The following is a 26,403-nucleotide window of genomic DNA, read 5'->3' as shown; positions in this document are numbered from 1 at the left end:
GTCGTCCCCTCCTCCTCAGGCCGTTTTCAGCTGGTTGCCGACCGGCAGCTTGCGCAGCCGCGTGCCGGTCGCCGCGAAGATCGCGTTCGCCAGCGCCGCCGCGGTCGCGGCCGTGCCCGGCTCGCCGATCCCGCCCGGCGCCTCGCCGCTCTTCACCAGATGGACTTCGATCGGGGGCACCTCGTTGATTCGCATCATCCGGTAGTCGGTGAAGTTGGTCTGCACGACGCGGCCGTCCTCGATCGTGATCTCGCCGTACAGCGCGCCCGTGATCCCGAAGATGATGCCGCCCTGCACCTGCGCCTCGATCGTGTTCGGATTCACGACCATCCCGCAATCGACCGCGCACACGACGCGCTTGACCTGCACTTCTCCGTCGTCCACCGCGACGTCGATGACGATCGAGAAGAAACTGCCGAACGCATGCATCACCGATACGCCGCGCCCTTGCCCCTTCGGCAGCGACGCGCCCCAACCGGCCGCCTTCGTCGCGACGTCGAGCACGTTGCGGGCGCGCGGCGTCTTGTCGAGCAGCGCGCGACGGTATTGCACCGGGTCGGTCTTGGTCTGCACGGCCAGTTCGTCGATGAAGCTTTCGACGACGAACGTGCTGCGCGTCGGCCCGACGCCGCGCCAGAACGCAGTTGGCACGTGGCGCGGCTCCTGGCGCACGTAGTCGACGAGCTGGTTCGGCAGGTCGTACGGCAGCTCGGCCGCGACCTCGACCGCGTCGGGATCGACGCCGTCCTTGACCGCGGGCGGAGCGAAGCGCGCGAGAATCGACGAGCCGACGATCCGGTGCCGCCACGCGACCGGCTTGCCGTTCGCATCGAGGCCGGCCGAGAGCGTGTCGTAGTAGCACGGCCGGTACATGTCGTGCTGGACGTCTTCCTCGCGCGTCCAGATCACCTTCACCGGGGCATTGACCTGTTTGCCGACCTTCACGGCCTGCCCGATCATGTCGGTCTCGAGCCGCCGGCCGAACCCGCCGCCGAGCAGATGGTTGTGCACGACGATCTTGTCCGGCGACAGGCCGGTCAACTGCTGTGCCGTGTCCCGTGCGCGGGTTGGCACCTGCGTGCCGACCCAGATATCGCAGCCGTCGCCGCGCACGTGCACCGTGCAGTTCACGGGCTCCATCGTCGCGTGCGCGAGCAACGGCTGTTCGTAGACGGCGTCGACGCGCGTCTTGGCGTTCGCGAACGCGTTGCCGACGTCGCCTTCCTTGCGCGCGACCGCGCCCTTGCCGTTCGCCGCCGCCTGCGCGAGATCCGCGAACAGGTCCTTCGTCGACACCTTCGCGCCCGCGCCTTCGTTCCACTTCACGACGAGCGCCGATGCGCCGCGCTTCGCGGCCCACGTGTGGTCGCCGACCACCGCGACCGCGTTGTCGACGCGCACGACCTGGCGCACGCCGGGGATCTTCTTCGCCGCCGTGTCGTCGACGCTCGCGACCGTGCCGCCGAACACCGGGCTGTTCACGATCACCGCGTACAGCATGCCGGGCAGGCGCACGTCGAGCCCGAACTGCGCGGTGCCGTCGACCTTCTCCGGCGAATCGAGGCGCTTCGCGGGCGTGCCGATCAGCTTGAAATCCGCCGGCTGCTTCAGCGCGACGTCCTTCGGCACCGGCAGTTTCGCCGCGGCGTCGGCCAACTGGCCGTACGATGCGCGCCGGCCGGTCGGCGGATGCTGCACTTCGCCGTTTGTCGCGCGGCAACTGGCCGGATCGACGTTCCATTGCTTCGCGGCCGCCGAGACCAGCAGCGTGCGCGCGGTGGCGCCCGCGCGGCGCAGCGGTTCCCACGCGTAGCGCACCGACGTCGAGCCGCCGGTGAGCTGGCCGCCGAGCAGCGGATCGAGGAACAGCTTCTCGTTCGGCGGCGCATGATCGAGCGTGACGCTCGACAGCGGCACCTCGAGCTCTTCCGCGATCAGCATCGGCAGCGCCGTATAGACACCCTGCCCCATCTCGACCTTCGGCATCACCAGCGTGATCTTGCCGGCGCGGTCGATCTGCACGAATGCGTTCGGGGCGAACACGCCCGACGGTGCGGGCTCGGCTGCGTCGCCGCCGATCACCGAGCGGCGCGCATCGTCGCCCGCCGCCGGCAGGCTGAAGCCGAGCAGCAAGCCGCCGCCGGCCGCCGCGCCGAGCGACATGCCGAGTTTCAGAAACCCGCGGCGCGACACACCGGCGCCGACCCTGCCTGCTTCGAGGAGTCCTCGCGACATGTCAGGCCTCCTTCGCGGCTTGTTTGACGGCCGCGCGAATGCGGTGGTACGTGCCGCAGCGGCAGATGTTGCCGGCCATGGCCGCGTCGATGTCGGCATCGCTCGGGTTCGGGTTCGATGCGATCAGCGCGGTGGCGGCCATCACCTGCCCCGACTGGCAGTAGCCGCACTGGACGACGTCGAGCTCGCGCCACGCCTGCTGGACCTTGTGGCCGGCCGGCGTCGCGCCGACGGCTTCGATCGTCGTGATCTTGCGGCCCGCGACGGCGGCGACCGGCAGCACGCACGAACGCGCGGCCACGCCGTCGAGATGCACGGTGCACGCGCCGCATTGCGCGATCCCGCAGCCGAACTTGGTGCCGGTCAGGCCGACGACGTCGCGCAGCACCCAGAGCAAGGGCATGTCGTCGGGGGCGTCGACCGAGCGGGTTTCGCCGTTGATGTTGAGGGTGATCATTCAGCCTCCGGGGCCGTTGTATTGGGGAGCGGCGCGAACGATGCGCGCCGCGTCATGGGGGCGTCGCCGTTGCGTCGTGCGCAACGGGTGCCGCGCGGCCCGGGTGCGGGCGAGCCGCGGCGGTGGTGTTGCGTGCTTGCGTCGTTACTCGGCCACGTCGATGGCCGACAGCACCTTGATGACGGGCGGTGCGGTGAACCAGTCGGCCGACTTCGTGCGGAATTCGCCGAAATACGGGCTGGCGAGATGCGCGTCGAACGCCGCCTGGTCGTCGTAGATCTCGTACAGATGCAGGGTCGGCGCGCCGTCCTGCTCGCGGAACAGGTCGTAGCGCCGGTTGCCCGGCTCGGTGCGTGTCTTCGCGACCATGCCGCGCAGTTCGGCCTCGGCGGCCTGCGCGTGTTCGGGTTTCAGGAACAGCGAAGCAATCACGTGAAGCGCCATTTTCTACTCCTTTGAAAACGGAAACGAGCATGCCACAAGCCGGCGTCTCGCGACGCCAGCGTGCAGCGGTTGTCTGTCGCCGAACGGCGGGATCAGGCCAGTTCGTCCGGGCCGACGCGCACGACGACCTTGCCGAAATTCTTGCCGGCCAGCAAGCCGATCAGCGCTTGCGGCGCGTCGGCGAGATCGGGCACGACGTCCTCGAGCGTCTTGACCTTGCCCTGCGCGACCCACTCGCTCATGTCCTTCAGGAACGGCGCATAGCCGGTTGCATAGTGATCGAGGATGATGAAACCCTGCACGCGAATGCGCTTGCGCAGGATCGCGCCCATCAGCGCCGGCACGCGGTCACGGCCGGTCGACACGGCCTTGTCGTCGTAGGCCGCATCGTTGTAGTGCGCAATGATGCCGCAGACCGGCACCCGCGCATGGTCGTTCAGCAGCGGCCACACTGCGTCGAACACCGCGCCGCCGACGTTCTCGAAATACACGTCGATGCCGTTCGGGCACGCGTCCTTCAGCTTCGCGGCGAACGCCGGATCGCGATGGTCGACGCACGCGTCGAAGCCGAGCGTGCCGGTCACGTACGCGCACTTGTCGGCGCCCCCCGCGACGCCGACCACGCGGCAACCCTTCAGCTTCGCGATCTGGCCGACCACCGCGCCGACCGCACCGCTCGCGGCCGCGACGACCACGGTTTCGCCGGCCTTCGGTTCGCCGATCTTCAGCAGCCCGGTGTATGCGGTGAAGCCCGGCATGCCGAGCACGCCGAGCGCGTACGACGGGTGCGCGAAATCGCGGCCGAGCGGGATCAGGTCGCGTCCGTCGGACAGCGCGTAGTCCTGCCAGCCGGCGCCGGCGACGACGAGATCGCCTTCGCGAAACGCGGGCAGGTTCGACGACACCACGCGGCTGACCGTGCCGCCGACCATCGGCTGGCCCAGTTCGGCCGGCGGCGCATAGGACGGCGCGTCGCTCATCCGGCCGCGCATGTACGGGTCGAGCGACAACCAGACGGTGCGCAGCAGTACCTGACCGGGGCCGGGAACCGGCACGTCACCGGTTTCGGCGCGGAAGTTGTCCGGCGTCGGTGCGCCGACCGGGCGCGAATTCAGGACGATCTGGCGGTTTGCGATCTTGCTTTGCGGCATGTGTGCCTCCGTCAACAGGAATGAACGTGCTTCGTGGGCACGATCGGATCAGGGATGGACCAGCGGGAAGTGCGCGTCTGCGGCGGCATCGGCAAGCAGGCCGGTGCGGTCGCAGGCAGGCGGTGGGAACGATCGGGACAGCGTAACGCGGCGTGAAGCGTTCGTCATGAGTGATTGAGTAGACCAGTCGTCTAGGGTCAAGGCAAAAACAAGGCGCGCCGGTGCGCGCCCGGACTACGACTGCGCACCGTCGGATGCGGCCGGCGGCAGGCTCAGCATGCGCCGCGTTTCGGCCATCGCCCTTTCGAGCGGCTGGCGGTTGCGGTGAATCTTTTCCAGCAGTGTCGCGCCCAGCCACAGCTCGTACAGGATCGCGGCCGTGTGCGACGGATCGTCGACGCCGCTCAGCGAACCGTCGGCGAGCCCGGCCTCGATGCCGCCCGCGAGCCGCTCGATGATCTGGCTGGTGCCGCGCCGCAGCACCGCGCGCATCGCTTCCGACAGATCCGACACTTCCGCGCCGAGCTTCACCGCGAGGCACTTGCCTTCCGGATCGTCCGCGCATTGCGTGTGCAGCCAGTTGCCCCAGTACGTCATCAGGCGCTCGGCGCCCGTGCCGGCCTGCTGCTTGAGCAGCTTGTCGAGATGCGCGAGATAGCCTTCGAAATACGATTCGAGCAGCGCTTCGCCGAATGCTTCTTTCGAGCCGAAGTAATGGTAGAACGAGCCCTTCGGGATGCCCGCTGCAGCGAGAATCTCGTTCAGACCGACCGCCGAGAACCCCTTGTGGAGCATGATCGGCTTCGCGATGTTCAGGATGTGCTGGCGGACTTCGGCGCCTGAAGATGCATTCATGATGGCGTATGGTAGCAACGATTAGACCGGTCGTCTAGTAACGTCGAGCCGGCATGTTGAGCGGCACTTTACCCGATCCCAGTCGTGCGCCCAATGCCCGGCCGGCGTGCTGCTCGCCCGCGCGTGCCGTCTGCGCGTGGCGCGTCATGTCGACGACTCGGTTTCGCCGTCAGCGCGGCGCTTCGTCGGCACGCTTTCTCGTGCGCGCCCGCCGCTCGCTCCGCTCGACGGCCGGGATGGTCTTGACGCCGCGCAACGGCGGCCGGCGCACCCGCGCCGCCATCTCGCGCCTCAGCGCGTCAAGTTCGGCGCTGCGCGCCGCGTCGGCCGCCAGTGCGCCGTCGAGCTGCCCCTGAAGCACGCCGCAGCGATGCAGCGCGTCACCGAGTTGTGCCTGTAGCGCGGCCGCTTCCTTCCGCTGCTGCGCGTCGCGCTGTTCCGCGCGCGATGTCGCCGCGTCGAGTTCCTTTTGCAAGCGCACGGTCGCGAGCCGCTCGCGATCGATTTCCTGAAGCGCCCGCTTTTCCGATGCGCGCAGCCGCTCTTCGGCGCGCCCGGTGTCGTCGCGCAGCCGGTCGAGCTGGGTGGTGAAGTCCGCACGGGCCTGCGCGAGTGCACGGTCGCCCTCCGCGTTGTCTGCCTTCAGGCGTTCGATATCCGCTTGCATTGCCCGCCGCGATGCATCGTCCGCCGCTCTTGCCTGCTCCAGTTCCTGAATGCGGACCTGCGCAGCCAGCAGCGCGGCCGTGCGTTGCTCCAGCGCGGTTTCGGTGCGGGCCAGTTCGGCTTGCAGCGTCGCCACTTCTGCTTGCGCCGCTGCCCGCTCGGCCTCGACTTCCGCGCGCAGCGCGTCGAGTGCGGCGGCCGCGTCGGTGCTCGACCGGTTCCATAGCGCCGCAACCAGTTCGCCGGCCGCCGCCTGCAGATCGGCCGGCAGGTCCGGATGCTCGATGCGCACACGGCTCTTTTCCCGCAGCTCGGCCCAGAACTCCCCGAGAACGGCTGTCGGCGTGCTCATGCTGCCCTTGCGCACGAGCTGGTACAGGCGGTTGGCCGTCGGCGTGATGCCGAAACGGAAGAACAGCAGTGCGCAGGCTTCGCGGTACAGCTCGCGGGTTTTCGGGAAGTCGGCCTTGAGGCGCTCGATTTCGGCGGTCAGGCGGGGTTCATCGGCGGCGAGGTCGGACATGGCGGGCTTCGAAGGAAATTTCGTAAATAATATAACGTAAACCGTTAAATACCCAATTTTTCAGGGTTTAGATTTGACATTATTTCTATAATGTTGAATCGTCGGCTTCGGGCGGCCCTCCCCGATCACAGCGTTGAATCTTCCCGCCCAGCCCGCCTTCGCGTCGAGCATCGCGCCCCGTTGCCCCGCTATCCGGCCGCCTGTCACGGACCTGCCATCGTCGACCGGTAGCGTTCGAGCTTCCCCCCCGTTTTCTACAGACGAACCCGCCATGCAGCGCCCGTCGCGCGCCACGTCCCACGTTTACACAGCCACGTCCCGCGCCCTCGCCGTCAGCCTCGCGATCAACCTGCTGTTGCTCGCCGTCGAGGCGGCGGCGGCATGGTCCGCGCATTCGTCGGGGCTGCTCGCGGACGTCGCGCACGCGGCGATCGATCTCGCAGCCGATGCGCTGCTCCTCGTCGCCTGCCGGTTCGACGCGCGCCTGCCGCCGGAGCGCCGCCCGACCTACGAGCCGCTCGCGCTCGCGGGCCTCGGCGCATTGCTGGCCGTAACCGGTGCGCAGATGATCTGGCATGCGCTGACGCGGTTCGATACGCCGCCCGTCGTGCAGCCGGGCGCGACCGCGCTTGCGCTGGTTGTCGTCACGCTCGCCGGCAAGGCCGTGCTGTCGTACTGGATGCTGCGCAAGGCGCGCGAGACCGGCTCCGCGCTGCTCGAGGCGAGCGGCTGGCACGTGCGGACCGATGCGCTGTCGTCGTTGCTCGCGGCGCTCGCGATGAGCGCGGCGCTGGTCGGCTTCGGCCGTCTCGACGACCTCGCGGCGCTCGCGATCGGCGCGCTCGTGATCCGCACGGGCGCCGGGTTCGTCCGTCGCGGCTGGGCGCAGTGGCCGGCATGGGCGGATTGGGCGAATCGCTCGACGCGCGGGTCGTGAACGCCGCGGGTGTCGCCCAACGCCCGATTCGCGCCCATGCCTGTACGATCGGCCCCGCTTAACAGGCTATCGTTTGTTTTTCTTTGATACAGGCTATGATTTGTATTTGTACAATACATGCCATAAACTGTATTTTCCGATTACAAACGATCGCCTGTCATCTCGCGGAGCGCCCGATGGCCTTTCCAGTCCAGACCCTGACCCAGTTGCGCCCGATACTCGTCGGCTTCCGGAAATCCGCGGGACTCACGCAGGCGCAACTGGCCGCCCGCCTCGGCATCACCCAGCAATCCTATGCCCAGCTCGAAGCCAACCCGTCGGCGGTCAGCATCGAACGGCTTTTCAAGGTGCTGAACGCGCTCGGCGTTCGGATGATGCTCAGCCCGGACGAACGGGATGCGCCGGCGGAAGCAGCCGATTCGGCTTCCGGCGCCGAGCCGCCGGCGCGCCGCAAGCCGGTCGCGAGCAAGCGCGGCGCCACGGCCGCCCAGGCCTCGACCGGAGCCGCGGCCGACGCCGCGCGGAAGCGCCCGGCAGCGACGACTCGCGCCAGGCCACGCGTGTCGAAGCGGGAGGACTGGTGACGATGGCCGCACGTGCCCGCCACGACCGGCTCGACCTGTGGATGAACGGCATTCCCGTCGGGTACTGGGAAATCCGCCGCGGCGTCGAACGTCTCGTCTACCTGCCGGACTGGCTCGAGGATCCCCAGGGCCGGCCCCTGTCGTTGTCGCTGCCCTTCACGCCCGGCAACCAGCCGCACCAGGGCGCGATCGTGGCCGACTACTTCGACAACCTGCTGCCGGACAGCGAGCCGATCCGCCGCCGCATCGCGCAGCGTTACCGGCTCGGATCGACGGCGCCGTTCGAATTGCTCGCGTCGATCGGCCGCGACTGCGTCGGCGCGATCCAGATGCTGCCGCCGGGCGAGACGCCGGTCGATCTCGAGGCCATCGAAGGCGCGACGCTCGACGACGCAGCCGTCGCCGACGTGCTGCGCCACGCGACCGCCGCGCCGTTGCCCGGCCGCGCGGAGCCGGACGCCGACCTGCGCCTGTCGATTGCCGGCGCGCAGGAAAAGACCGCGCTGCTGCGTCGGCGCAATCGCTGGCTGCGGCCGTCGGGCAGCACGCCGACGACGCACATCTTCAAGCTGCCGCTCGGGCGTGTCGGCAACATGCAGGCCGACATGCGCACGTCCGTCGAAAACGAATGGCTGTGCTCGAAACTCGTCGCCGCGTACGGCCTGCCGGTCGCGCCGTGCGAGATCGGCCGGTTCGACGACCAGAAGGCGCTGATCGTCGAGCGCTTCGACCGGCGTCCGTCGCGCGACGGCTCGTGGATCCTGCGATTGCCGCAGGAGGACATGTGCCAGGCGACCGGCACGCCATCGGGAGCGAAATACGAATCGGACGGCGGCCCCGGCATCGAGACGATCATGGGCATCCTCGCGAACTCGGCCGAAGCGTCGCGCGACCGGATGAATTTTTTCGTCGCCCAGCTCGTGTTCTGGGTGCTGGCGGCGATCGACGGCCACGCGAAGAATTTCAGCATCGCGCACCTGCCCGGCAATGCGTATCGAAGCACGCCGCTGTACGACGTGCTGTCCGCGCATCCGATCATCGGCACGCGCCGCAACCAGATTCCGCCGCGCCGCGCACGCCTCGCGATGGCTGTCTGCGGGAAGAACCGGCACTACGTGATCGGCGAAATCCAGCCGCGCCACTGGATCGCGCAGGGCCGCCGCGTCGGCCTGACTGAAGACGACGTGCGCGTCGCGATGGCGGCCGTCGCCGCACGGACGGAGCCCGCGATTGCCGAAGCCGCTGCGCAGATCCCGGCGGATTTTCCGGCGGACGTGGCCGACGCGATCTTCGACGGCATGCGTCGGCACAGCCGCAAGCTCGCGGCGGCCGATCCGGCGTGATCGAAGGCATGCGCGGCGGCGTAACGGCCGCCGGCGCCAGGTCGTTCAGCCGGCGTCGCGAGCGCGGGCGAGTGCCGCCAGGTTGCCCTCGCCGAACCCGTGGTGCCCCTTGCGCTGCACGATCTCGAAGAAGATCTCGCCGGGACGGCGTTTGACGAAGGTCTGGAAAAACAGCCTCGGCACGCCGTCGCTGCCGATCTCGCCGTCGACCAGCACCGCGCGGCCGCGCAGCGCGTCGAGATCGACGCCGTGCCCCGGCAGCCGCGCATCGACGTCGTCGTAATAGCGTGCGGGCGGCTCGATGAACTCGACACCGTTCGCACGCAGCGCATCGACGCACGCCAGGATGTCGTCGGTGGCCAGTGCGACGTGCTGCACGCCCTCGCCCGGATGGTCGGGCAGGTACGCATGCATCAGCTCGGTGCGCCGCGTACCTTCCTCATAGACCGGAATCCGCACCGCGCCGCACGGCGACACCATCACGCGCGATTCCTCCGACACATGCCAATGCGCGTCGATCTGGTGGATCTCGCGGAAATGCAGCAAGTCATGGTAGAAATCCAGCCACTCCTGCATGCGGCCCGCGCCGACGGTTTGCGTGAAGTGGTCGACCTGCTGCAGGCCGACGCCCGCGCAATCGAGATCGGTATGCGCGGTCGCGATGTCGATCGGTCGGAAATCGATGTCGAAGATCGAGATGTCGCCGACGCCGCCGCGCTGGCCGTCCCGCCCGCGCCACCGGTCGACGAAATACAGGTGCGAATCGCCGATGCCCTGGATCGCCGGAATCTTCAGTTCGCCGACGCCGACCTTTTCGCCTTCGAACGCCCACGCACCGAGCTGGATCGCGCGCTCGAACGCGCGCCGGGCGTTCGCCACGCGCAACCCGATCGCGCACACGCCCATCCCGTATTCCTCCGCATAGCGCGCGGCGAATGACTCGGGTTCGGCGTTGATCAGGAAATGCATCTGCCCCTGCCGGTACAGCGTGACGTTCTTGCTGACGTGCCGCGCGATCGCCTTGAACCCGAACTGCTCGAAGCGCTGCGCAAGCGCGTCCGGCACGGGCGCCGCGAATTCGACGAATTCGAGGCCGGCCATCCCGAGCGGATTGGCGGCCGGATCGGCGACGGGCGGCGTATCGCTGGATAACGGGTGGGAATTGCCGGGCATTCCAGTCTCCGGGGGCATGCGGTCGATGGGGGAATGGTGCCTGTCGCGTGCGGCATGCGCGGCCGATGTGGCGGCCGCACTTCCGCCCCGGACGGGCGAGTTGTCGATGCTGCAGATTTTAACCAGATCGTTCACGGCGGCACACCCCGGCCGAACGGGATATCGACACGCCGCCTAGTGCAAACCCGAAAATCGTTCGATAATCGCACGGAATTGAACGATAATCGCGCGCATTATCCGATTGGCCAATTGCCGCCGTGCGGCGCGCGCCCTATTCTCCGTTCACCCATCGACTTCAATGCAGCATCGGACGCGGCGCCGCCACGATTCCACGATGCGCCGTGCCAGGAGACACCGCCATGACCCCTACCTTCGACACCCTCGACGCCGCCGCCGGCGCGCGTGCACGCAGCCAGGCCCGCAAGGCCGCGATCGGCAGCTTCGTCGGCGCCGTCGTCGACTGGTACGACTTCCTGCTGTATGGAATCGTCGCCGCGCTGGTATTCAATTCCGAGTTTTTCCCGAAAGTCAGCCCGACGATGGGCACGCTCGCGGCGTTCGCCACCTTCGGCGTCGGCTTCCTGTTCCGGCCGCTCGGCGGCATCGTGTTCGGCCACTACGGCGACCGGCTCGGCCGCAAGCGGATGCTCGTGCTGACCGTGATGCTGATGGGGCTGTCGACGGTCGCGATCGGCCTGCTGCCGACGTTCGCGACGATCGGCTGGTGGGCGCCCGTGCTGCTGGTGCTGATGCGCGCGATCCAGGGTTTCGCGGTCGGCGGCGAATGGGGCGGCGCGGCGCTGATGGCCGTCGAGAGCGCGCCGAAGCAGAAGAAGGCGTTCTACAGCAGCGGCGTGCAGGTCGGCTACGGCGTCGGGCTCGTGCTGGCCACCGGCATCGTCTCGATCCTGAGCCATACGCTCGGCGAGGCCGCGTTCAAGTCGTGGGGCTGGCGCCTGCCGTTCGTGTTCAGCATCGTGCTGGTGCTGATCGGGCTCTGGGTGCGCAAGAACATGGACGAATCGCAGGAGTTCGTCGACAAGGTCGAGCACGGCAACCGCAAGCTGCGCCTGCCGGTGCTGGAAGCGCTGACGCGCCACCCGAAGGCGTTCCTGCTGATCGTCGCGCTGCGGCTCGCCGAACTGTTCACGATGTACATCGTCACCGCGTTCGCGCTCAGCTATTCGACGACGAACCTCGGCATGTCGCGCGACCTGTTCCTGAACATCGGCCTGCTGGTCGGCGCGGTGAGCTGCGTGACGATCCCCTGCTTCGCGTGGCTGGCCGATCGCTACGGCCTGCGCCGCATCTACCTGATCGGCGCGCTGATCGGCCTTGCGTCCGCGGTGCCGTTCTTCGTCGCGCTGGAGTCGCGCTCGATCGCGTGGATCGTGATCTTCTCGATCCTGCTGGCGAACGCCGCGCACGACATGGTCGTAAGCGTCCAGCAGCCGCTGTTCACCGAGCTGTTCGGCGCCGAATATCGCTACAGCGGCGCCGGCGTCGGCTATCAGTTCGCGAGCGTCGTCGGCGGCGGGTTCACGCCGTTCATCGCGGTCGGGCTCGTCAGCGTGGCCGGCGGTTCGTGGCACCTCGTGGCCGGCTATCTGGCGGCCGGCTGCCTGATCTCGCTGGTGGTCGCCGCGCGGATGCGGGCGGCGCAATGATCGCCTAACCGGATGGCCGACCCGATTCACGGTCGGCCACGCGGCCGGTCATGCGACCATGCCGGCCGACATTCGACGTGCTGCAATTCGACCTGCTACATCGCGGGCGCGACGTCAAACACTGTCAGTTACGCGCGCCGATTCCCCTTTTCCCCCTCCGAACATTCCACGCCGCGTGCCGACCAATGGCATCATATGGGCCTACGTCAGTCACCGATACGCCCCCATATCATGTCGAATCTCATCGTCCACGGCGGCACTCCGCTGCGCGGGGACATCAAGCCGTCCGCGAACAAGAACGCCGTCCTGCCGATTCTGTGCGCCACCCTGTTGACCGATCAGCCGCTGCGTCTCGTCGGCGTGCCGGACATCACCGACGTGCGCAAGATTCTCGATATCTTCCGCACGCTCGGCAGCGACGTGTCGGTCGATTTCACGACGGGTCTGCTCGAGCTTCACCATCGCAACACGACGTTCGATCCGGCCGTCCATCGGCTGCCCGAGGCGATGCGTTCGTCGATCATGCTGATTCCGCCGCTGCTCGCGCGCTTCGGTGTCGCGCGCCTCGAGAACGACGTGAAAGGCTGCACGCTCGGCGTGCGCGAGATCGATCCGCACGTCGAGGTGTTCGAACGTTTCGGCGCGCACATCGAACGCACGCCCGATTCGCTGATCGTTCGTACCGACGGCCCGCTGACGGCCAACGATCACTGGCTCGACTACGCGTCAGTGACGACCACCGAGAACTTCGCGCTGTGCGCGACGGCCGCGAACGGCACGTCGACGCTGATGAACGCGGCCTCCGAGCCGCACGTGCAGGAGTTCAGCCAGTTCCTCGCGATGATCGGCGTCGCGATCGAGGGCATCGGCACGTCGCGGCTTTGCGTGACGGGCGGCGGCAAGCTCGGCGGCGGCGAGTTCCGCTTCGCCGAGGACTTCCATGAAATCGCGACGTTCCTCGCGCTCGGCGCGATCACCGGCGGCGACATCACGGTGCGCAATTCGTCGCCCGAGCATTTCCCGCTGATCGACCGCACGTTCGCGAAATTCGGCGTCACCGTCACGCACCGCGACGGCTGGTCGCGCGCGGAGCGCGACGGCCCGCTGCGCGTGCGCCGGCCGTTCACGCAGAACATCCTGACCAAGGTCGAGGCCGCGCCGTGGCCGTACCTGCCGGTCGACCTGCTGCCGATCTTCATCGCGCTCGGCGTGCGTGCGGAAGGCAGCGCGATGTTCTGGAACAAGGTCTACGACGGCGCGCTCGGCTGGTCCGGCGAACTGTCGAAGTTCGGCGCGCACGTGCTGCTGTCCGATCCGCACCGGCTGATCACGTTCGGCGGGCTGCCACTGACGCCGGCGCGCGTCGAGAGCCCGTACATCATTCGCGTCGCGATCGCGCTGCTGATGGTGGCCGCGAGCATCGAAGGCCGTTCGGAAATCATGAACGCGCTGCCGATTCGCCGCGCGCATCCGCATTTCGTCGAAAACCTGCGTTCGGTGGGCGCGAACGTCGAGTGGACGAGTAGCGAGTAAAGTCATGACGGATGCGGCGCGCGTAACGGTCGCGTCGCATCCGGTTCTCGCGCTTTTCATGCCGTATCGGTCGCTTCCATGCGCGGCCGCGCAGCGCTCTGCCATCGGCCGCCATCTATTCACGTCAGCACACTGCGTGCTGCTTCACGCTTCTTCCCGCAGTCTGCGCCAGACTGGCGATGCATCGTCGGAACGTCTACTTCCGCGACCCGTCGGCTTTTTCCCGCTCGCGGAAAACCAGATTCAGACCTGTCCAATTGCCGAAACGTGAGCCCCTATCCGGCGGGCAAGGATCGCGGATCAACCGATCTCCCGTTCCCCCACCAGTCGCGCGATAATCGCCCACTCCTGCGCGAACATCGCGCGCCATAGCCCATTCGTGATGACGAAAAAGCCCGAACTCGACCGACGCGACTGGATTGCCGGCCTCGAAAAAGGCCTGATGATCCTGGAGGCTTTCGACAGCCAGCACGCGCGCATGACGCCCACGCAGGCCGCAGCACGCACGGGCCTCACGCGCACGGCCGCGCGGCGCTACCTGTTGACGCTCGAATCGCTCGGCTACGTGTACACCGACGGCAAGCTGTACGGCCTCACGCCGCGCGTGCTGCGGGTCGGCTGGTCGTACTTCGATTCGGCGCGGCTGCCGCGCACGGTCCAGCCTTATCTGCAGCAACTGAGCGCGTCGCTGAACGAATCGGCGTACGTCAGCGTGCTCGACGGCTGGGAACTCGTGTTCATCGCCCGCAACGGCGTGTCGCGCGTGATGACGACGGGTTTCGTGCTCGGCGCGCGCGTGCCGGCGCCGCTGACGTCGCCCGGCGTCGTGCTGCTCGCCCATCATCCCGATCGCGAAGCCGTGCGCGCGTGGCTCGACGAGACCGAGCTGCCGCCGTTCACGCCGCACACGATCACCAACAAGGCGCGGCTGCTCGAACAGGTCGACCATGCGCGCGATGCCGGCTACGCGGCGATCGAGCAGCAACTGCAGGTCGGCGTTCGCGGGATCGCGGTGCCGCTGAAAAACCGTCACGGCGAAGTCGTCGCCGCGCTGAGCACGAACATGCCGATCGGCGCGGAGACAACCGACGCGGCCGTGCGACGTGTGCTGCCGCATCTGCAGGAAGCCGCGCTCGCGATGCTCAACGTGCTGTAGCGACCGACGCCGCCGTCACCCGATCCGCCACCACCGCGGCAGCAGGTTGCGCACTTCGCGCCGTCGGTAACGGTCGTCGATCAGATGCACGACGCCCTCGTCTTGCTCGGTGCGGATCACGCGCCCGGCCGCCTGCACGACCTTCTGCAGCCCCGGATACAGGTACATGTAGTCGTAACCGTTGCCGAAGCGCGCGTCCATCGCGCGCCGCATCTGCTCGTTGATGTCGTTGACCTGCGGCAGCCCGAGCGTCGCGATGAACGCGCCGATCAGCCGCTCGCCGACCAGGTCGACGCCTTCCGAGAACGCCCCGCCCAGCACCGCGAAGCCGACGCCGCGTCCGCCCGCGTCGAAGCGCGCGAGAAACGCGTCGCGCTCGCTTTCGGCCATGCCGGGCGCCTGCGCCCACACGGGGACGTCCGGATGGCGCGTCTGCATCAGCGCGACCACGCGCCCGAGGTAGTCGAAGCTGCTCAGGAAGCCGAGATAGTTGCCGGGCCGTGCCGCGTATTGGGCGGCGATCAGGTCGGCGATCGGTTCGAGCGAACGATCGCGGTCGCGCCAGCGCGTCGACACGTGGCTCGCGACGCGCACCGTCAGCTGCTCGGCGCGGAACGGCCCGTCGACGTCGAGCCAGCCCGTATCGCCGGGCAACCCCAGCGTGTCGCGATAGAAATGGAACGGGCTCAGCGTGCCCGAGAACAGCACGGTCGCACGCGCGGCTTCGTAGCGCGGCGCGAGGAAACCGGCAGGGATCACGTTGCGCACGCACAGCGTCGACTGGACGCGGCGCCGACGGCCGGCCGTCGCGACGCCGTCGAGCGCCGGCTGCCGCGGCATCGGTTCGCCCTGCAGCGTCGCGTCGAAGATCGACGCGCTGTCGAACGCCTCGGCCAGCACGCCGAACTGGATCGCCTCGAAATGAAAACGCAGCAGCGCGTCGCCGTTCGCGCGCGGCGCGTCGGTCAGGTGTTCGCCGATCGCCGCGACGAGGTTCTGCACGGCCGACACGATCGGGCCCGGCACGTCGGGATAAGCCGCATAGCGCTCGGCCTGCGCGCGATTGAGCGTGCCCCACGCGCGGGCGAGCCGGTCGAATGCCTTGCGCAACGCGGCCGGCGCGGCTTCGCGCGCGGCCGCGAACGCGAACGGATCGAGCGACGCGCTGTACATCTTGCGGGCGCGGTCGAGCAGGTTGTGCGCTTCGTCGACGAGCACGCCGACGCGCCACTGGTTCTGCTGCGCGAGCGTGTGCAGCATCGCGCTGCCGTCGTAGTAGTAGTTGTAGTCGCCGATCATCATGTCCGACCAGCGCGCGAGTTCCTGCGCCAGGTAGTACGGACAGACGTCGTGCGCGAGCGCGGCGGCGCGCACGGTATCGCGATCGAGCAGCCCGGCCTCGATCGCCGCGTCGCGCGCGGCCGGCAGCCGGTCGTAGAAGCCTTTCGCGAGCGGGCACGATTCGCCGTGGCACGCGAGGTCCGGATGCTCGCACGCCTTGTCGCGCGCGACGAGTTCCAGCACGCGCAACGGCAGCGCGGGCGTGCCGGCGCCGAGCGTCGTCGCCGCTTCGAGCGCGAGCGCGCGGCCGGGCGTTTTCGCGGTCAGGAAAAATACATGGTCGAGCTCGCCCTCGCCGCATGCCTTCAGCAGCGGGAACACGGTGCCGAGCGTCTTGCCGATGCCGGTCGGCGCCTGCGCCATCAGGCAGTGTTCGTTGCGCGCCGCGCGATAGACGGCCACCGCCAGCTCGCGCTGGCCGCTGCGGAACTGCCCGTGCGGGAACGCGAGCGCGCGCAGCGCCGCATCGCGCGCGGCGCGGTGGGCCGTCTCGCGTTCGGCCCAGCCGACGAAGCACGCGCACTGCTCGGCGAAGAACGTCGCGAGCGTGGCGGCATCCAGCGTTTCCGTCAGCACCGTCTCGCGCTCGGACACGATGTCGAAATACACGAGCGCGACGTCGATTGCCTCGAGGTCGCGCGCGTCGCACATCAGGTGCGCATAGACCTTCGCCTGCGCCCAGTGCAGCGCGCGATGGTTGGCCGGCATCGCGTCGAGGCTGCCGCGATAGGTCTTGATTTCCTCGAGCCGGTTCGCCACCGGATCGTAGCCGTCGGCGCGGCCGCGCACGGTGAGCGTGCCCCACGTGCCCGTCAGCGCGATCTCGGTTTCGTAGCGCGCGCCGCGCTTCGACGTGACCGCGCCGTGGCCGGCGATGCCTTCGAGCGCGGTCGGCGCGGGCGTGAAGCGCAGGTCGAGATCGCCGCGCCGCGCGGTGAACTCGCACATCGCCCGCACCGCGACCACGTAGCTCATGCGGACAACCCCGCCGCCTCGGCGTGCGCGACGTCGTCGCCGGCCCATTCGACGTCGACGACGCGCACCGGCATCCGGTGGGCGAGGCAGTACGCGAGCCAGCGCGTCTGGTTGTCCTGCAGCCGGTCGCCGGGGCCCTTCACCTCGATCAGCTCGTAGCGGCGCTCGTCGGGCCAGAAGCGGACGAGATCGGGCAAGCCGGACCGGTTGCTGCGGATATCCGCGAGCAGGCGCGTGAACCACAGCCGCAGGTGCTCGGGCGGCAGGCAGGCGAGCGCTTCGTCGAGCAGCGCGTCGGTCAGCACGCCCCAGAACACGAACGGCGACTGCAGCCCGGCCTTCGTCGCGAAATGCCGGCGGATCGTGTCGCGGTACGCGCCCGAATCGAGCTGCGCGAAGCAGGCGTCGAAGGCCGCCGCGCGGCGCACGGCGAAATCGGGTGCGTGCAAGTCGGCCGGGCCGCGCTGGAACGGGTGAAAGAATGCGCCGGGCACGGCCGCGAACACGGGCTCCCAGCACAGCAGCCCGAACAGCGAATTGATCAGCGTGTTTTCGACGTAGTGGACCGGCGAAGCCGGCTGCGCCAGATGGTCGCGCACCGCGAATTCGACGCTGATGGACGCGTCGGGACGCGCAAGCACGAGCGTCTCGCGCGGCACGTCCGCGGCAGCGGTCGCGCGTTCGACGCGCCGGCCGGCACGGCGCTGCAGGCGCGGCAGCATGCGTTCGACGCGCTGACGCTCCTCGTCGCTCTCGAAGCCGCCGCGGGCGTCGAGCGCCAGCGCGAGCGCGTCGTCGTCGCGCCCGCAGCGTTCGAGCACGCGGATTCGCCGGTGGCGACTGCCGGGCCACGCGCTGCGCGCGTATGCGTCGAGTGCGGCGCACCAGTCGGCACGGCGTTCGCATGCCTGGCCGAGCGCGAACAGCAACTTCGCGCGGCGCGTCGCGAGCCACGGTTGCGCGCAGTCGACTGCATCCAGCGCGCGGATCAGGTCGTCGAACGGCAGATCGTCGGGCCACGCATCGAGCGCGTCGCGGCACATCTGCAGCGCGAGATACGCGTCGACGTCGCCGCGCTGCTGGAACGCGCGCGACGACGGCGCGATCGGCACGCTTTCGTACTGGAACACGCCGAGATCGGCGAGCACGAATTCGCTCCAGTCCTGATGCAGATTGCCGAAGAACATCAGCCGCAGCCGGTCGCACAGCGCGCCGACCGTCACCCGTAACACCCGATCGCCGGGCTGCGCGCACCACGCGTCGAGCGGTTGCGCGACGTCGTGCGCGGGCCGCAGCCGGTCGAGCCAGTCGGCCTTGCGCTCGCCCGCATGCGCGGCGAGCGCCGGGAAGATGCGCAGCAGATCGGCCTTGGTGGACAGCGCGAACAGCTCGTCGAGCGTGAGCGCCGGCGCCGGATCGACCCAGCCGAGCGCGACGAGCGGCGCGGCGGCGTCGAGCGTGCAGCCGATCTCGTCGTACACGAGCTTGGTCGCGCGGAAATCGGACCCGTTGCGCATCAGCATCCGCACGAGCAGCGCGCGCGACGCCTGCGGCAGCGTCGCGAACTGCCGGACGAACGCATGCTCGTGCGCGTCGAACAGGTCGTCGTAACGCTCGCCGAGCCAGGCCAGCGCGCGTTCGAAATTGGTCAGGTAGTAAAACGCCGGAGGCGTCGGCGAGGCAGGCGTCACGGGGATCGATCACTGTACATTTGTACAGGTCGCAATCATATCAAATATGACGGGCAATGCCGCACGCGGCATCGCCCTTGCGCTGCCCGGCCGGTCAGAACTGGTAATTCACCGACATGTCGAACACGCCGTTGGTCGACTGCTGCGTGATCGGGCTGCGCGCCGCGCGGCCGACGAGCTGCTCGAGCGCGCCGTCCACCGTGACGAACCAGTGCTTGTTCACGAACCACACCATCGTCATGCCCACGCCGGCCGACTTGATCCCGGCCCCCGACGAATAGGCCGGCAGCCCGGAGCGCGCGGCCGCGCCCTGGTTCACGCCGAACCAGCTGTTCATGTAGCGGGAATCGGCGAACGTCACGGTCGGCCCCGCGAACCAGAAGAAGTGCTCGTTGCTGCCGGGCATCGGCATGTACGCGGAGAAATCGCCGGTCCAGCCGTTCGACCCGCCGATGCTGCGCCGGATGTCCGCGCGCAGCACGAGCGGGAAATCCTTCGAGACCACGTAGTCGGCCGCGAGCTTCATCACGGGCGCCGCGTTGATGTTGTCGAGACCGTTCAGGTGACCGAGATCGTCGGCCGACCGGCGCCCGAGGTCATAGCCGACCGACAGACTCACGCGCCAGTTCGGCCCGCGCAGCACGTTCGCGCCGAGGCCCTCGCCCGTCGACAGGAAGAACAGGTCGCGATAGCGGATGTCGAAATTCGGGCCGCCCATCACGCGATAGCGGTCGGAGCCCGCGTAGCGCGGCTGCAGCGTCATCGCGGCGCCGACGCTCACCTGCCACGTGGGGATGTTCGGATCGAAGAGTTTCTGGAGCGGTACGCCCGCCGTGTATTGCCATTCGCCGAGCGGCGAAGGCGTCTGGGCCGACGCGTCGCGGGCGCCGGCGGCGGCGAGCGCCGCGAATGCCGACAGGCCGGATACGAACCGGCGTACGCCGGCGGACAGCAACAGGCGAGCAACAGTGGTCAAGGCGGTCTCCGTCGGTTGCACGAAACGAACCTGAGGGAAAGCGCGTCGCGCTTCATCGGCTGCAACGGCAGGCAGCCTGCGGCGCGAACGTAGCATGCGCTGAATTAACGGACATCCTACGCGACGCGCGCGCAGACGCAAAGCGCCCGTTGTGGGCGGGCACTTTGCCGAAAGCCGGCACGAGCCGGCGGACGATTGCGGAATCAGAAACGCTCGACGTGATAGTCGCCGGCGAGCGCGGCCGGACTGCGGGTCGACATCATTCGCGAGAAGCCGTCGGCGAGCCGGCCGAGCGCGAGCTGCTTCTGGCTCGCGTCCCAGTGCGTGTAGGTGTCGTAGGCGGCATCGTCGAACGAAACGGTGACGGCGACCGGACGGCCGCTCGCGCGAAAGCCGATCTGCAGCACGCCGCCCGGCAATTCCTCGATGTGATAGCGGAGCGAACGCGATTCGAAATAGCGGCCCAGTACCTGAGCGATCGCGCGCTTGTCTGGCGATTGCACGTGAATGTCCATGACGGTCCTCCTTTTCAATGTTCGCGTGGCCGGTCGTGGCGCACGGCGCCCGCCCGGCATCCGCATCGGCGGCGGGTTCGACGGCGGATCGCCTTGCGGCAGCCCGTCGGGCACGGGCGGATCGACCGGGTCGTCGTGCCCGGGCGGCGGCGGATCCGGGTCGACGTCGGGTGTCGTCGGTTCGGGGCGGTGCAGCATGGATGGCGTGTTCATGTCACTCCTGCGCGGCGGCGCGCGCCGTTCAATGGCGAGGCGAGCCCTCGCAAGCGGCGTGCCTGCTGTCGCGCCCCTTGGCCGGTCGGCTCACGCGTCGTACGCCGCCATGACGAGCCACATCGTGCGCCCCTCGGCGGTCAGCTGCACGGCGAGCGCGAACGGATCGGACGGTTCGCATTGCGCGACGAGTGCCTGCTGCGCGCGTTCCGGGCCGTCGTAAACGGTGTCGTTCAGTTCGCGCACCTCGTCCTTGCCGTCGAACATGCGCCGCTCCGGCCGATAGAGCCGCGATTCGCGTTTCCACGTATCGAAACGCTCGCGCACATGGCCGAAATCGCCACCGCATACGTTCGCGTCGTAACGTATCCTTTCCCTGGCTGCATTCATCACGATGTCCTCTCGTCCATCCCGGACGCGTGCCGGCTGGTTCCGCCGGCTTGCAAACGCCGTGCCCCCGGCTGCCGCGGGTACGGTGCTTGCGGCTTCTCATCGACAAGGAGGTTCGACCATGACCGTATACTCCACCGGCCGCCGCGACGCCGTGTCACCGGCTGCCGGACTGCTCCGGCTCGCCTCGTCGCGTCCGCCGTCTGAAGACAAGACGGAGGAGCGCATCGACGAAGGGCTCGAGGAGACGTTTCCGGCCAGCGATCCGCCCGCCGTCGGCGGTGCGACGCGTATCGACCCCACCAAGCCGTCCGGCGAGCGCGAACGTCGCGCGCCGCACGTCCCTTCCCCGCCCCGCGATCACGGCTGACGGGGCCACCCGGCGCGCGTTGCGTGGCAGCGTATCCCCGCGTCGGCTCAAATCAGGAGCGATCCGATGAAAGTCCTTGAACGCAGATGGCATGAAATCAGTGGCGCGGCCGGCGTGGCGGCGCTCGCCGCGATCGAAAGCGCGGTAGTGCTGGCAATCGTCACGATGACGGGCATCGGTCACTGACGCCCCCGTCGCCAGGCCGCGGCTGCCGCCGTGGAAGATGTACAAGCGCGCTGGCAAATTTCTCCGTCGCCCGGCAAGCCCGGTACTGCGTTATCAGCGTGAACAGGCGTTGGCTCCGGTGTACGCGCCGTGCGCGTGGCACAAGCGGTGCTCCCGTATCGTCCCGATCACGAAGGAGGCGTTCATGTATCGCGTCAACGAGATCATGTCGCGCGACGTAGTGTGCGTCGCGCCGACCGACACGATTCGCCATGCGGCCGAATTGATGCAGCGCTTCGATATCGGCGTGCTGCCCGTTTGCGACGGCGCCGAGCTCGTCGCGATCGTGACCGATCGCGACCTCGCGGTGCGGGCGCTGTCGCACGGCCATTCGCCCGATACGCCGGTGCAGGCGGTCGCGTCCAGGCCCGTGCAGTGGTGCGTCGAGGACGACGGCGTCGGCGACGTTCAACAGCGGATGGCCGACGTGCAGCTGCACCGCTTGCCGGTGCTCGACCGCAGCCTGAAGCTCGTCGGCATGGTGTCGCTCGGCGACATCGCGACGCGCGCGGGCGGACCGGCGCGCGACGAGCTGGCCAATACGCTCGAGGACGTCTCGTTGCCGCGCCGCCGCTGACCGGCGCTCCGATCATCCCGCGGCCTGCCGCCCCGGCGCACTACCCGCGCGACGAGTCTGCGCGCGGGCGGGGTTGCCGCTTCGACCAGGAGGTTTTCGATGACAACGGACAAACCGTCGCGCGACGCCGCGCGCATCGTCGGCGCGAATCCGCGTACGGCCGCCGGCGGGCCGGGGCCCGACGTGATGGCCGCCCGCACGCTCGAAGGCGATCGCGTGCTGACGATGGACGGCGACGACATCGGCAAGATCGCCCACATCATGCTCGACGTGCGCACCGGGCGGATCGCGTATGCGGTCGTGTCGTCCGGCGGTCTGCTCGGGATCGGCGACAAGCTGCTCGCGGTGCCGTGGAACGCGCTCGTTCTCGATGCCGAACGCGAATGCTTCGTGCTGCCCGTCGACACTGCACGTGTGCGCGAGGCGCCCGGCTTCGACAAGAGCCGGTGGCCGACGATGGCCGACCCCGAGTGGGCCGAAGCGCTGCATGCGTATTACGGCCGTTCGCCGTACTGGCTGATCGAGGAAGGCGAAACGGCGCTCGATTCGCCGCCGTACGAGGCGTCGCCGGGCAGCCCGGAAGACGGGTCGCGGCAGCACTGAACGCTATCCGAACTGTCCGCCCGAAAGCCGGTCACTGCGCGGTGGCCACCGCCTTCGCGAGTTGCCGCGCGGCGCCCAGATGCGCGTTCAGCGTGGGCAGCGTGCGGGCCGCGAATGCGCGTAGCTGCGCGTCGCGGCCCTCTTTCGCCTCGGCTTCGTAAAGCCGGACCGCCGCTTCGTGCGCGTGTGGGCCGGCCAGCGCCACATACGCCGTATCGAACGCGCGCCCGTTCTTCGCCCGCAATGCCGTCACGGCCGGGTCCACGAGCATTCGCGTCTGGACCGGCACGCCCTTTTGCGCGCCAAGGTGCCGCAGTTCGTCCGCGATACGCGCGTGATCGTCGACCATCCGGCGCGCGAAGGCCTTCACGTCCGCGTTCGACGAGCGGTCGAGCGCGAGTTGGCCGGCTTGCCGTTCCACCTTGCCGATCATGCCGGCCTTGTCGACGAACTCGGCGTCGATGCCGGTCGGCCGCTGCGTCATGCCGGCCTCGTCGGCGGTCGGGCCGGGGAGGATGACGCCCGGCGCGACCCGGGCGGACGAAGCCGGCGTCTGCGCGTGCGAAGCCGCGCACGCCAGGACACCGGCGATGGCCGTCAGCACGCTGGCCTGCCGCCGACGCGTGCGTTGCTCGATTGGGGTCGTTTTCGTCATCCGGGGCCTCCCGTGTGGAACGACGGAGCGGGCCGGCCGCGCGGCTTGCCGTCACGCGGGACGATGGGCCGACGACGTGAAGAAATCGGTCCACGCGCCGTGGTGCCATGCGCCCTCGGTGCGCTCCACCGACAGCGCGCCGGCCGCGAGCATCGTCCGCTCCGCGAACGTGATCGTGCGCCGCGTCACATGCGCGGCCAGCACGACGCCGTTTTCGCATTGCTTCAACGCGCCATGCCCCTCCGGCGCATCGTCGCGCATCTTGCCGAGCGCGCCGCACAACGCGCCGACATAGCCGCCCACGAGCGGCACGCCGATCCACGCGAGCGGCGAATGAAGGCCGCCGAGATACAGCAGCGCGGCCCCGGCGAGCCCGACGACCGCGCCGACGGCCACGCCTTCCAGCGCGCCGAGGCCGCCGGGCCGCGCGGCGGAGTCCGCATAGACGTCGCCGCCGAGCCAGAACAGCGCGTGCTGCCCGGGCGGATTGAGAAAGAAGACCTTCACGTCGTCCCGATGAATGGCGTGGCCGCGCAACTGCTCCGCGCAGCGTTCCGCCTGTTCGAGCCGCGAGAAGCGGCCCGCGATGATGGTGTCCATGTCGAACCTCCTGCCCGGTGACGCGCAGGGTCGCGGGCGCGCGACGCCCGATCGTCCGGCGCTGGCCCGCGCATCACGTTACTTCCGGCGAATCTGCAGCTTGTCGCGCACGCCGCTCACGCCGCTGACGTCGTGCGCGACGCGGATGGCGGTCGCGCGTTGCCGCTCGTCGGGCACGTTGCCCGTGAGTTCGACCACGCGGTCGCGAACCTGCACGTCGATGTCGCCGGAGGCCAGGCCGCGTTCGGCGACGAGCGCGGCCCTGACGCGGGACGCGAGCGTCGCATCGCGGATCTGGCCCCCGACGGCCGACGCCTGGCTCGCCAGCTTCGCACGTGTGCTTTCGTCGGCCGATGCGTAGCGGGGCGTCGCGAACCATGCACACGACATCATCAGTATGCTCGCGATCGGCACGACCGGCGTCCTGCGTCGGGTGCGTGCCGGCTTGCCGTCCGTGCCGTCGCGCCGCGGGTTTTCCGTTGCGTCCATCGCGTCTCCTTTTTCGTATGTGCTCAGCGTCACGCGACCGGCGTGCCGCGCCGTCCGTGTGCGCCGCTACTGCTCGCGCGGCTTCCCGCCGCTCCTGTCGTTCGGGTCGTCCGGTACGACGTCGACGATCACGCTCGCGAGCGTCGGCATGTCGACCGGCTTGCACAGATAGGCATCGAACCCGGCGGCCATCACGCGGCGCCGGTCTGCGTTGCCGGCGTGCGCGGTGACGGCGACGACCGGCAGATGCCCGCCGCCGTTCGGCAGGCGCCGGATCCGGTCCAGCAGCCAGTAACCGTCGCCGTCCGGCATCGCGAGATCCGACAGCACGACGCTCGGCTGCTGCCGCTCGACCGCCTCGAGCGCATCGTGCCCCGACCGCGCGGTCGATACCTGCGCGCCCATCGTTTCGAGCGCCACCGCGAGGCTCGTCCGCGACGTCGGGTCGTCGTCGACCACGAGCACGCGCTGGCCGTCGAGCGCGACCGTATCGGACATACGCTTCGCGCGTGGCGGCTGCTCCACCGGATCGTCGGCGTCCCAGCCGGCCGGCAGCGTCACCGTGACGGTCATGCCGCGCCCCGCCCCCGCGCTCGTCGCGACGACCTCGCCGCCATGCAGCTGCGCGATGTTGCGCACGATCGACAGGCCGAGCCCCAGGCCGCGCTTTGGCGACGTGAACGCGCCTTCCGGCCGGCTGAACGTGTCGAACAGGTGCGGCAGGTATTCCGGCGCGATGCCTTGCCCGGTATCGGAGACCGACAGCCGCACGCGCTCCCCGGCACGCGTGAGCGACACGTTGATGCGTCCGCCCGGCGGCGTGAACTTGATCGCGTTCGACAGCAGGTTCGACAGGACCTGGCGCAGGCGTTCGCCGTCCGCCGGAATCACGCAGGCCGGCATCGCGTACTCCGTCGACAGCACGAGCCCGTTCGCCTCGGCCGTCGCGTCGAGTTCGCGCGCGGCGTCGCGCACGATCCGCACGAGATCGACCGGCACGCGTTCCAGGCGCAGCCGGCCGGTCGCGAGGGACGACGCGTCGAGCAGGTCGGCGACCATGTGCGACAACGACCGCGCGCTGCGATCGATCGCGTCGACCGCCTGTTGCGCGAGGCCCTGCCCGTCGGCGTTGCGCAGCACCTCGACCCAGCCGTAGATCACGTTCAGCGGCGTGCGCAGTTCGTGCGACACCGTCGCCAGCAGTTCGTCCTTCAGCCGGTTCGACGCGTCGGCCTGCACGCGCGCGTCGCGCGCGCCGCGCAGCGAGCGCAGGTGGTGGCGTTCGTTGCGGCGGCGTTCGCCCGCTTCGCGCAGCGTCAGCGACAGGCCCGTGCAGTTGCCCTGCGCGTCGACGAGCGGCGACGCGGCGAAGGTGGCGCGAAAACGGCCGCCGTCGGGGCGCACGCACAGGACGTCGAGCGGCCCGACCGGCGTGCGCAGGTTCGCGAACGACGCCGGCACCGCATGCCGGCGCAACCAGCGCGGCGCGATCATCGTGACGATGTCGCGTCCGCTCGCCTGTGCCGGATCGATGCCGAAGATGTGTGCCGCGGCCGGATTCCAGCTGACGATCCGGCGCTCGGCGTCGGTCCCGACGATCGCATCGGGCGACGCATCGACCACGCGGCGCAGCAGCCCGTCGTCGGACACGCACGCGACGGACGACGGCTCGCGATGCGGCGGATACGGATCGTCGTCGTGGTCGCCGGTCCCGTGCGGACGATCGTTCGCGAGCAGCGGCTTCACCGCCGCCACCAGCACGCATTCGACGAAACCGATCGCGACGAACGCGCTGGCTTGCGCCAGCAGCGTAACCAGCGGCGCGTCGCGCCACCACAATGCGGAGATCACGCCGACGCTCGCGACGGTCGCGACGAGGCCGCCGCCGAACGACGTCAGCCATGCGGCGGCCGCCACGCCGGCATAAAAAGGCAGCGGCGCAAAGGGCGCGTGCTGGCCGACGGCCCGAATCGCCCACGCCTGCAGCGCGGACGCCAGCCCGACGGCCAGCACGACCCATGCACCCTGCCGGAACAACTCACGGGTCAGAGTCCTCATT

Annotated in this window: 25 protein-coding genes; 9 read left to right on the top strand and 16 right to left on the bottom strand. The window is 69.1% G+C overall.

Features of this window, described 5'->3' with window-relative positions:
* Positions 1-15 precede the first annotated feature (15 nt).
* The 6 genes from GJG85_RS18810 to GJG85_RS18785 form a co-directional block, all read right to left on the bottom strand.
* Positions 16-2,235, bottom strand: a complete 2,220-nt coding sequence (locus tag GJG85_RS18810) for a xanthine dehydrogenase family protein molybdopterin-binding subunit (protein ID WP_050011073.1) — start codon at positions 2,233-2,235, stop codon at positions 16-18.
* A gap of 1 nt (position 2,236) precedes the next feature.
* The gene (locus tag GJG85_RS18805) at positions 2,237-2,692 is read right to left on the bottom strand and encodes a (2Fe-2S)-binding protein (RefSeq protein WP_006479019.1); all 456 of its coding nucleotides are present in this window, start codon (positions 2,690-2,692) and stop codon (positions 2,237-2,239) included.
* 144 nt (positions 2,693-2,836) lie between these two features.
* On the bottom strand, positions 2,837-3,136 hold the full coding sequence (locus tag GJG85_RS18800; RefSeq protein ID WP_050011072.1) for a putative quinol monooxygenase: 300 nt from the start codon (positions 3,134-3,136) through the stop codon (positions 2,837-2,839).
* A 92-nt stretch (positions 3,137-3,228) separates the two neighbouring features.
* Positions 3,229-4,287 carry an NADP-dependent oxidoreductase gene (locus tag GJG85_RS18795; RefSeq protein ID WP_050011071.1) on the bottom strand — a complete coding sequence of 353 codons (1,059 nt, stop codon included), beginning with the start codon at positions 4,285-4,287 and terminating at the stop codon, positions 3,229-3,231.
* Between the two features lie 234 nt (positions 4,288-4,521).
* Complete coding sequence (locus GJG85_RS18790; protein WP_050011070.1) at positions 4,522-5,142, bottom strand: TetR/AcrR family transcriptional regulator; 621 nt, start codon at positions 5,140-5,142, stop codon at positions 4,522-4,524.
* A 169-nt stretch (positions 5,143-5,311) separates the two neighbouring features.
* The gene (locus GJG85_RS18785; protein WP_204384263.1) at positions 5,312-6,331 is read right to left on the bottom strand and encodes a DNA-binding protein; all 1,020 of its coding nucleotides are present in this window, start codon (positions 6,329-6,331) and stop codon (positions 5,312-5,314) included.
* Between the two features lie 271 nt (positions 6,332-6,602).
* Between GJG85_RS18785 and GJG85_RS18780 the strand changes: the two genes are divergently transcribed.
* The 3 genes from GJG85_RS18780 to GJG85_RS18770 all read left to right on the top strand — a co-directional run bounded on the left by GJG85_RS18780 (position 6,603) and on the right by GJG85_RS18770 (position 9,195).
* Positions 6,603-7,268, top strand: a complete 666-nt coding sequence (locus tag GJG85_RS18780; protein WP_050011068.1) for a cation diffusion facilitator family transporter — start codon at positions 6,603-6,605, stop codon at positions 7,266-7,268.
* A gap of 176 nt (positions 7,269-7,444) precedes the next feature.
* The gene (locus GJG85_RS18775) at positions 7,445-7,852 is read left to right on the top strand and encodes a helix-turn-helix transcriptional regulator (RefSeq protein WP_050011067.1); all 408 of its coding nucleotides are present in this window, start codon (positions 7,445-7,447) and stop codon (positions 7,850-7,852) included.
* Positions 7,853-7,854: 2 nt separating this feature from the next.
* Positions 7,855-9,195 (top strand): type II toxin-antitoxin system HipA family toxin, encoded by a 1,341-nt coding sequence (locus tag GJG85_RS18770; RefSeq protein ID WP_089489377.1) that lies wholly within the window; start codon positions 7,855-7,857, stop codon positions 9,193-9,195.
* A gap of 45 nt (positions 9,196-9,240) precedes the next feature.
* Here GJG85_RS18770 and GJG85_RS18765 read toward each other — a convergent pair whose 3' ends face one another.
* Entirely contained in the window at positions 9,241-10,368 is a 1,128-nt protein-coding gene (locus GJG85_RS18765) for a VOC family protein (RefSeq protein WP_050011065.1), read from the bottom strand.
* Positions 10,369-10,727: 359 nt separating this feature from the next.
* Between GJG85_RS18765 and shiA the strand changes: the two genes are divergently transcribed.
* The 3 genes from shiA to GJG85_RS18750 all read left to right on the top strand — a co-directional run bounded on the left by shiA (position 10,728) and on the right by GJG85_RS18750 (position 14,724).
* Entirely contained in the window at positions 10,728-12,035 is a 1,308-nt protein-coding gene (gene shiA, locus GJG85_RS18760; protein ID WP_089489376.1) for a shikimate transporter, read from the top strand.
* Between the two features lie 231 nt (positions 12,036-12,266).
* Positions 12,267-13,568: a UDP-N-acetylglucosamine 1-carboxyvinyltransferase gene (locus GJG85_RS18755; RefSeq protein ID WP_050011063.1), complete on the top strand. Its 1,302-nt coding sequence runs from the start codon at positions 12,267-12,269 to the stop codon at positions 13,566-13,568.
* Positions 13,569-13,950: 382 nt separating this feature from the next.
* The gene (locus tag GJG85_RS18750; RefSeq protein ID WP_050011062.1) at positions 13,951-14,724 is read left to right on the top strand and encodes an IclR family transcriptional regulator C-terminal domain-containing protein; all 774 of its coding nucleotides are present in this window, start codon (positions 13,951-13,953) and stop codon (positions 14,722-14,724) included.
* 15 nt (positions 14,725-14,739) lie between these two features.
* Here the strand turns inward: GJG85_RS18750 and GJG85_RS18745 are convergent, their stop codons facing one another.
* From GJG85_RS18745 to GJG85_RS18725, 5 genes are all read right to left on the bottom strand, one after another.
* Positions 14,740-17,040, bottom strand: a complete 2,301-nt coding sequence (locus GJG85_RS18745) for an ATP-dependent DNA helicase (RefSeq protein WP_124554270.1) — start codon at positions 17,038-17,040, stop codon at positions 14,740-14,742.
* On the bottom strand, positions 17,037-18,731 hold the full coding sequence (locus GJG85_RS18740) for a VRR-NUC domain-containing protein (RefSeq protein WP_050011060.1): 1,695 nt from the start codon (positions 18,729-18,731) through the stop codon (positions 17,037-17,039). The genes GJG85_RS18745 and GJG85_RS18740 overlap by 4 nt, the downstream gene beginning before the upstream one ends.
* A 94-nt stretch (positions 18,732-18,825) precedes the next feature.
* Positions 18,826-19,707 carry a MipA/OmpV family protein gene (locus tag GJG85_RS18735; RefSeq protein WP_050011059.1) on the bottom strand — a complete coding sequence of 294 codons (882 nt, stop codon included), beginning with the start codon at positions 19,705-19,707 and terminating at the stop codon, positions 18,826-18,828.
* A gap of 203 nt (positions 19,708-19,910) precedes the next feature.
* Complete coding sequence (locus GJG85_RS18730) at positions 19,911-20,222, bottom strand: hypothetical protein (RefSeq protein ID WP_041492268.1); 312 nt, start codon at positions 20,220-20,222, stop codon at positions 19,911-19,913.
* Positions 20,223-20,525: 303 nt separating this feature from the next.
* Entirely contained in the window at positions 20,526-20,825 is a 300-nt protein-coding gene (locus GJG85_RS18725; protein WP_050011058.1) for a hypothetical protein, read from the bottom strand.
* 121 nt (positions 20,826-20,946) lie between these two features.
* Between GJG85_RS18725 and GJG85_RS18720 the strand changes: the two genes are divergently transcribed.
* The 3 genes from GJG85_RS18720 to GJG85_RS18710 all read left to right on the top strand — a co-directional run bounded on the left by GJG85_RS18720 (position 20,947) and on the right by GJG85_RS18710 (position 22,600).
* Complete coding sequence (locus tag GJG85_RS18720; RefSeq protein WP_089489373.1) at positions 20,947-21,195, top strand: hypothetical protein; 249 nt, start codon at positions 20,947-20,949, stop codon at positions 21,193-21,195.
* A 370-nt stretch (positions 21,196-21,565) separates the two neighbouring features.
* Complete coding sequence (locus GJG85_RS18715; RefSeq protein ID WP_012340039.1) at positions 21,566-21,997, top strand: CBS domain-containing protein; 432 nt, start codon at positions 21,566-21,568, stop codon at positions 21,995-21,997.
* A 99-nt stretch (positions 21,998-22,096) separates the two neighbouring features.
* Positions 22,097-22,600 carry a PRC-barrel domain-containing protein gene (locus GJG85_RS18710; protein WP_176017070.1) on the top strand — a complete coding sequence of 168 codons (504 nt, stop codon included), beginning with the start codon at positions 22,097-22,099 and terminating at the stop codon, positions 22,598-22,600.
* Between the two features lie 31 nt (positions 22,601-22,631).
* Here the strand turns inward: GJG85_RS18710 and GJG85_RS18705 are convergent, their stop codons facing one another.
* From GJG85_RS18705 to GJG85_RS18690, 4 genes are all read right to left on the bottom strand, one after another.
* A complete protein-coding gene (locus GJG85_RS18705) occupies positions 22,632-23,255 on the bottom strand; it encodes a DUF4142 domain-containing protein (protein WP_050011056.1) in 624 nt (207 codons plus the stop codon).
* 51 nt (positions 23,256-23,306) lie between these two features.
* On the bottom strand, positions 23,307-23,855 hold the full coding sequence (locus GJG85_RS18700; protein WP_050011055.1) for a hypothetical protein: 549 nt from the start codon (positions 23,853-23,855) through the stop codon (positions 23,307-23,309).
* A 78-nt stretch (positions 23,856-23,933) separates the two neighbouring features.
* Positions 23,934-24,344: a BON domain-containing protein gene (locus tag GJG85_RS18695; RefSeq protein ID WP_050011054.1), complete on the bottom strand. Its 411-nt coding sequence runs from the start codon at positions 24,342-24,344 to the stop codon at positions 23,934-23,936.
* A 66-nt stretch (positions 24,345-24,410) separates the two neighbouring features.
* Positions 24,411-26,402, bottom strand: coding sequence for an ATP-binding protein (locus GJG85_RS18690; RefSeq protein WP_050011053.1), 1,992 nt, complete (start codon positions 26,400-26,402; stop codon positions 24,411-24,413).
* Position 26,403 lies beyond the last annotated feature (1 nt).

It is taken from the genome of Burkholderia sp. MS389, from assembly GCF_016899425.1.
Lineage (GTDB): Bacteria > Pseudomonadota > Gammaproteobacteria > Burkholderiales > Burkholderiaceae > Burkholderia > Burkholderia sola.
Note: the sequence above shows the minus strand (reverse complement) of the source record. Positions and strands in the feature narration are given on the sequence as shown.

Bases quoted from the DNA above. Each gene is read 5' to 3' on its own strand.
- GJG85_RS18715 (WP_012340039.1), top strand. From the start codon at position 21,566: ATGTATCGCGTCAACGAGATCATGTCGCGCGACGTAGTGTGCGTCGCG.
- GJG85_RS18810 (WP_050011073.1), bottom strand. From the start codon at position 2,235: ATGTCGCGAGGACTCCTCGAAGCAGGCAGGGTCGGCGCCGGTGTGTCG.
- GJG85_RS18775 (WP_050011067.1), top strand. From the start codon at position 7,445: ATGGCCTTTCCAGTCCAGACCCTGACCCAGTTGCGCCCGATACTCGTC.
- GJG85_RS18805 (WP_006479019.1), bottom strand. From the start codon at position 2,692: ATGATCACCCTCAACATCAACGGCGAAACCCGCTCGGTCGACGCCCCC.
- GJG85_RS18695 (WP_050011054.1), bottom strand. From the start codon at position 24,344: ATGGACGCAACGGAAAACCCGCGGCGCGACGGCACGGACGGCAAGCCG.
- GJG85_RS18790 (WP_050011070.1), bottom strand. From the start codon at position 5,142: ATGAATGCATCTTCAGGCGCCGAAGTCCGCCAGCACATCCTGAACATC.
- shiA (WP_089489376.1), top strand. From the start codon at position 10,728: ATGACCCCTACCTTCGACACCCTCGACGCCGCCGCCGGCGCGCGTGCA.
- GJG85_RS18720 (WP_089489373.1), top strand. From the start codon at position 20,947: ATGACCGTATACTCCACCGGCCGCCGCGACGCCGTGTCACCGGCTGCC.
- GJG85_RS18725 (WP_050011058.1), bottom strand. From the start codon at position 20,825: ATGAATGCAGCCAGGGAAAGGATACGTTACGACGCGAACGTATGCGGT.
- GJG85_RS18750 (WP_050011062.1), top strand. From the start codon at position 13,951: ATGACGAAAAAGCCCGAACTCGACCGACGCGACTGGATTGCCGGCCTC.
- GJG85_RS18785 (WP_204384263.1), bottom strand. From the start codon at position 6,331: ATGTCCGACCTCGCCGCCGATGAACCCCGCCTGACCGCCGAAATCGAG.
- GJG85_RS18765 (WP_050011065.1), bottom strand. From the start codon at position 10,368: ATGCCCGGCAATTCCCACCCGTTATCCAGCGATACGCCGCCCGTCGCC.
- GJG85_RS18730 (WP_041492268.1), bottom strand. From the start codon at position 20,222: ATGGACATTCACGTGCAATCGCCAGACAAGCGCGCGATCGCTCAGGTA.
- GJG85_RS18770 (WP_089489377.1), top strand. From the start codon at position 7,855: ATGGCCGCACGTGCCCGCCACGACCGGCTCGACCTGTGGATGAACGGC.
- GJG85_RS18705 (WP_050011056.1), bottom strand. From the start codon at position 23,255: ATGACGAAAACGACCCCAATCGAGCAACGCACGCGTCGGCGGCAGGCC.
- GJG85_RS18795 (WP_050011071.1), bottom strand. From the start codon at position 4,287: ATGCCGCAAAGCAAGATCGCAAACCGCCAGATCGTCCTGAATTCGCGC.
- GJG85_RS18700 (WP_050011055.1), bottom strand. From the start codon at position 23,855: ATGGACACCATCATCGCGGGCCGCTTCTCGCGGCTCGAACAGGCGGAA.
- GJG85_RS18710 (WP_176017070.1), top strand. From the start codon at position 22,097: ATGACAACGGACAAACCGTCGCGCGACGCCGCGCGCATCGTCGGCGCG.
- GJG85_RS18780 (WP_050011068.1), top strand. From the start codon at position 6,603: ATGCAGCGCCCGTCGCGCGCCACGTCCCACGTTTACACAGCCACGTCC.
- GJG85_RS18690 (WP_050011053.1), bottom strand. From the start codon at position 26,402: ATGAGGACTCTGACCCGTGAGTTGTTCCGGCAGGGTGCATGGGTCGTG.
- GJG85_RS18755 (WP_050011063.1), top strand. From the start codon at position 12,267: ATGTCGAATCTCATCGTCCACGGCGGCACTCCGCTGCGCGGGGACATC.
- GJG85_RS18745 (WP_124554270.1), bottom strand. From the start codon at position 17,040: ATGAGCTACGTGGTCGCGGTGCGGGCGATGTGCGAGTTCACCGCGCGG.
- GJG85_RS18800 (WP_050011072.1), bottom strand. From the start codon at position 3,136: ATGGCGCTTCACGTGATTGCTTCGCTGTTCCTGAAACCCGAACACGCG.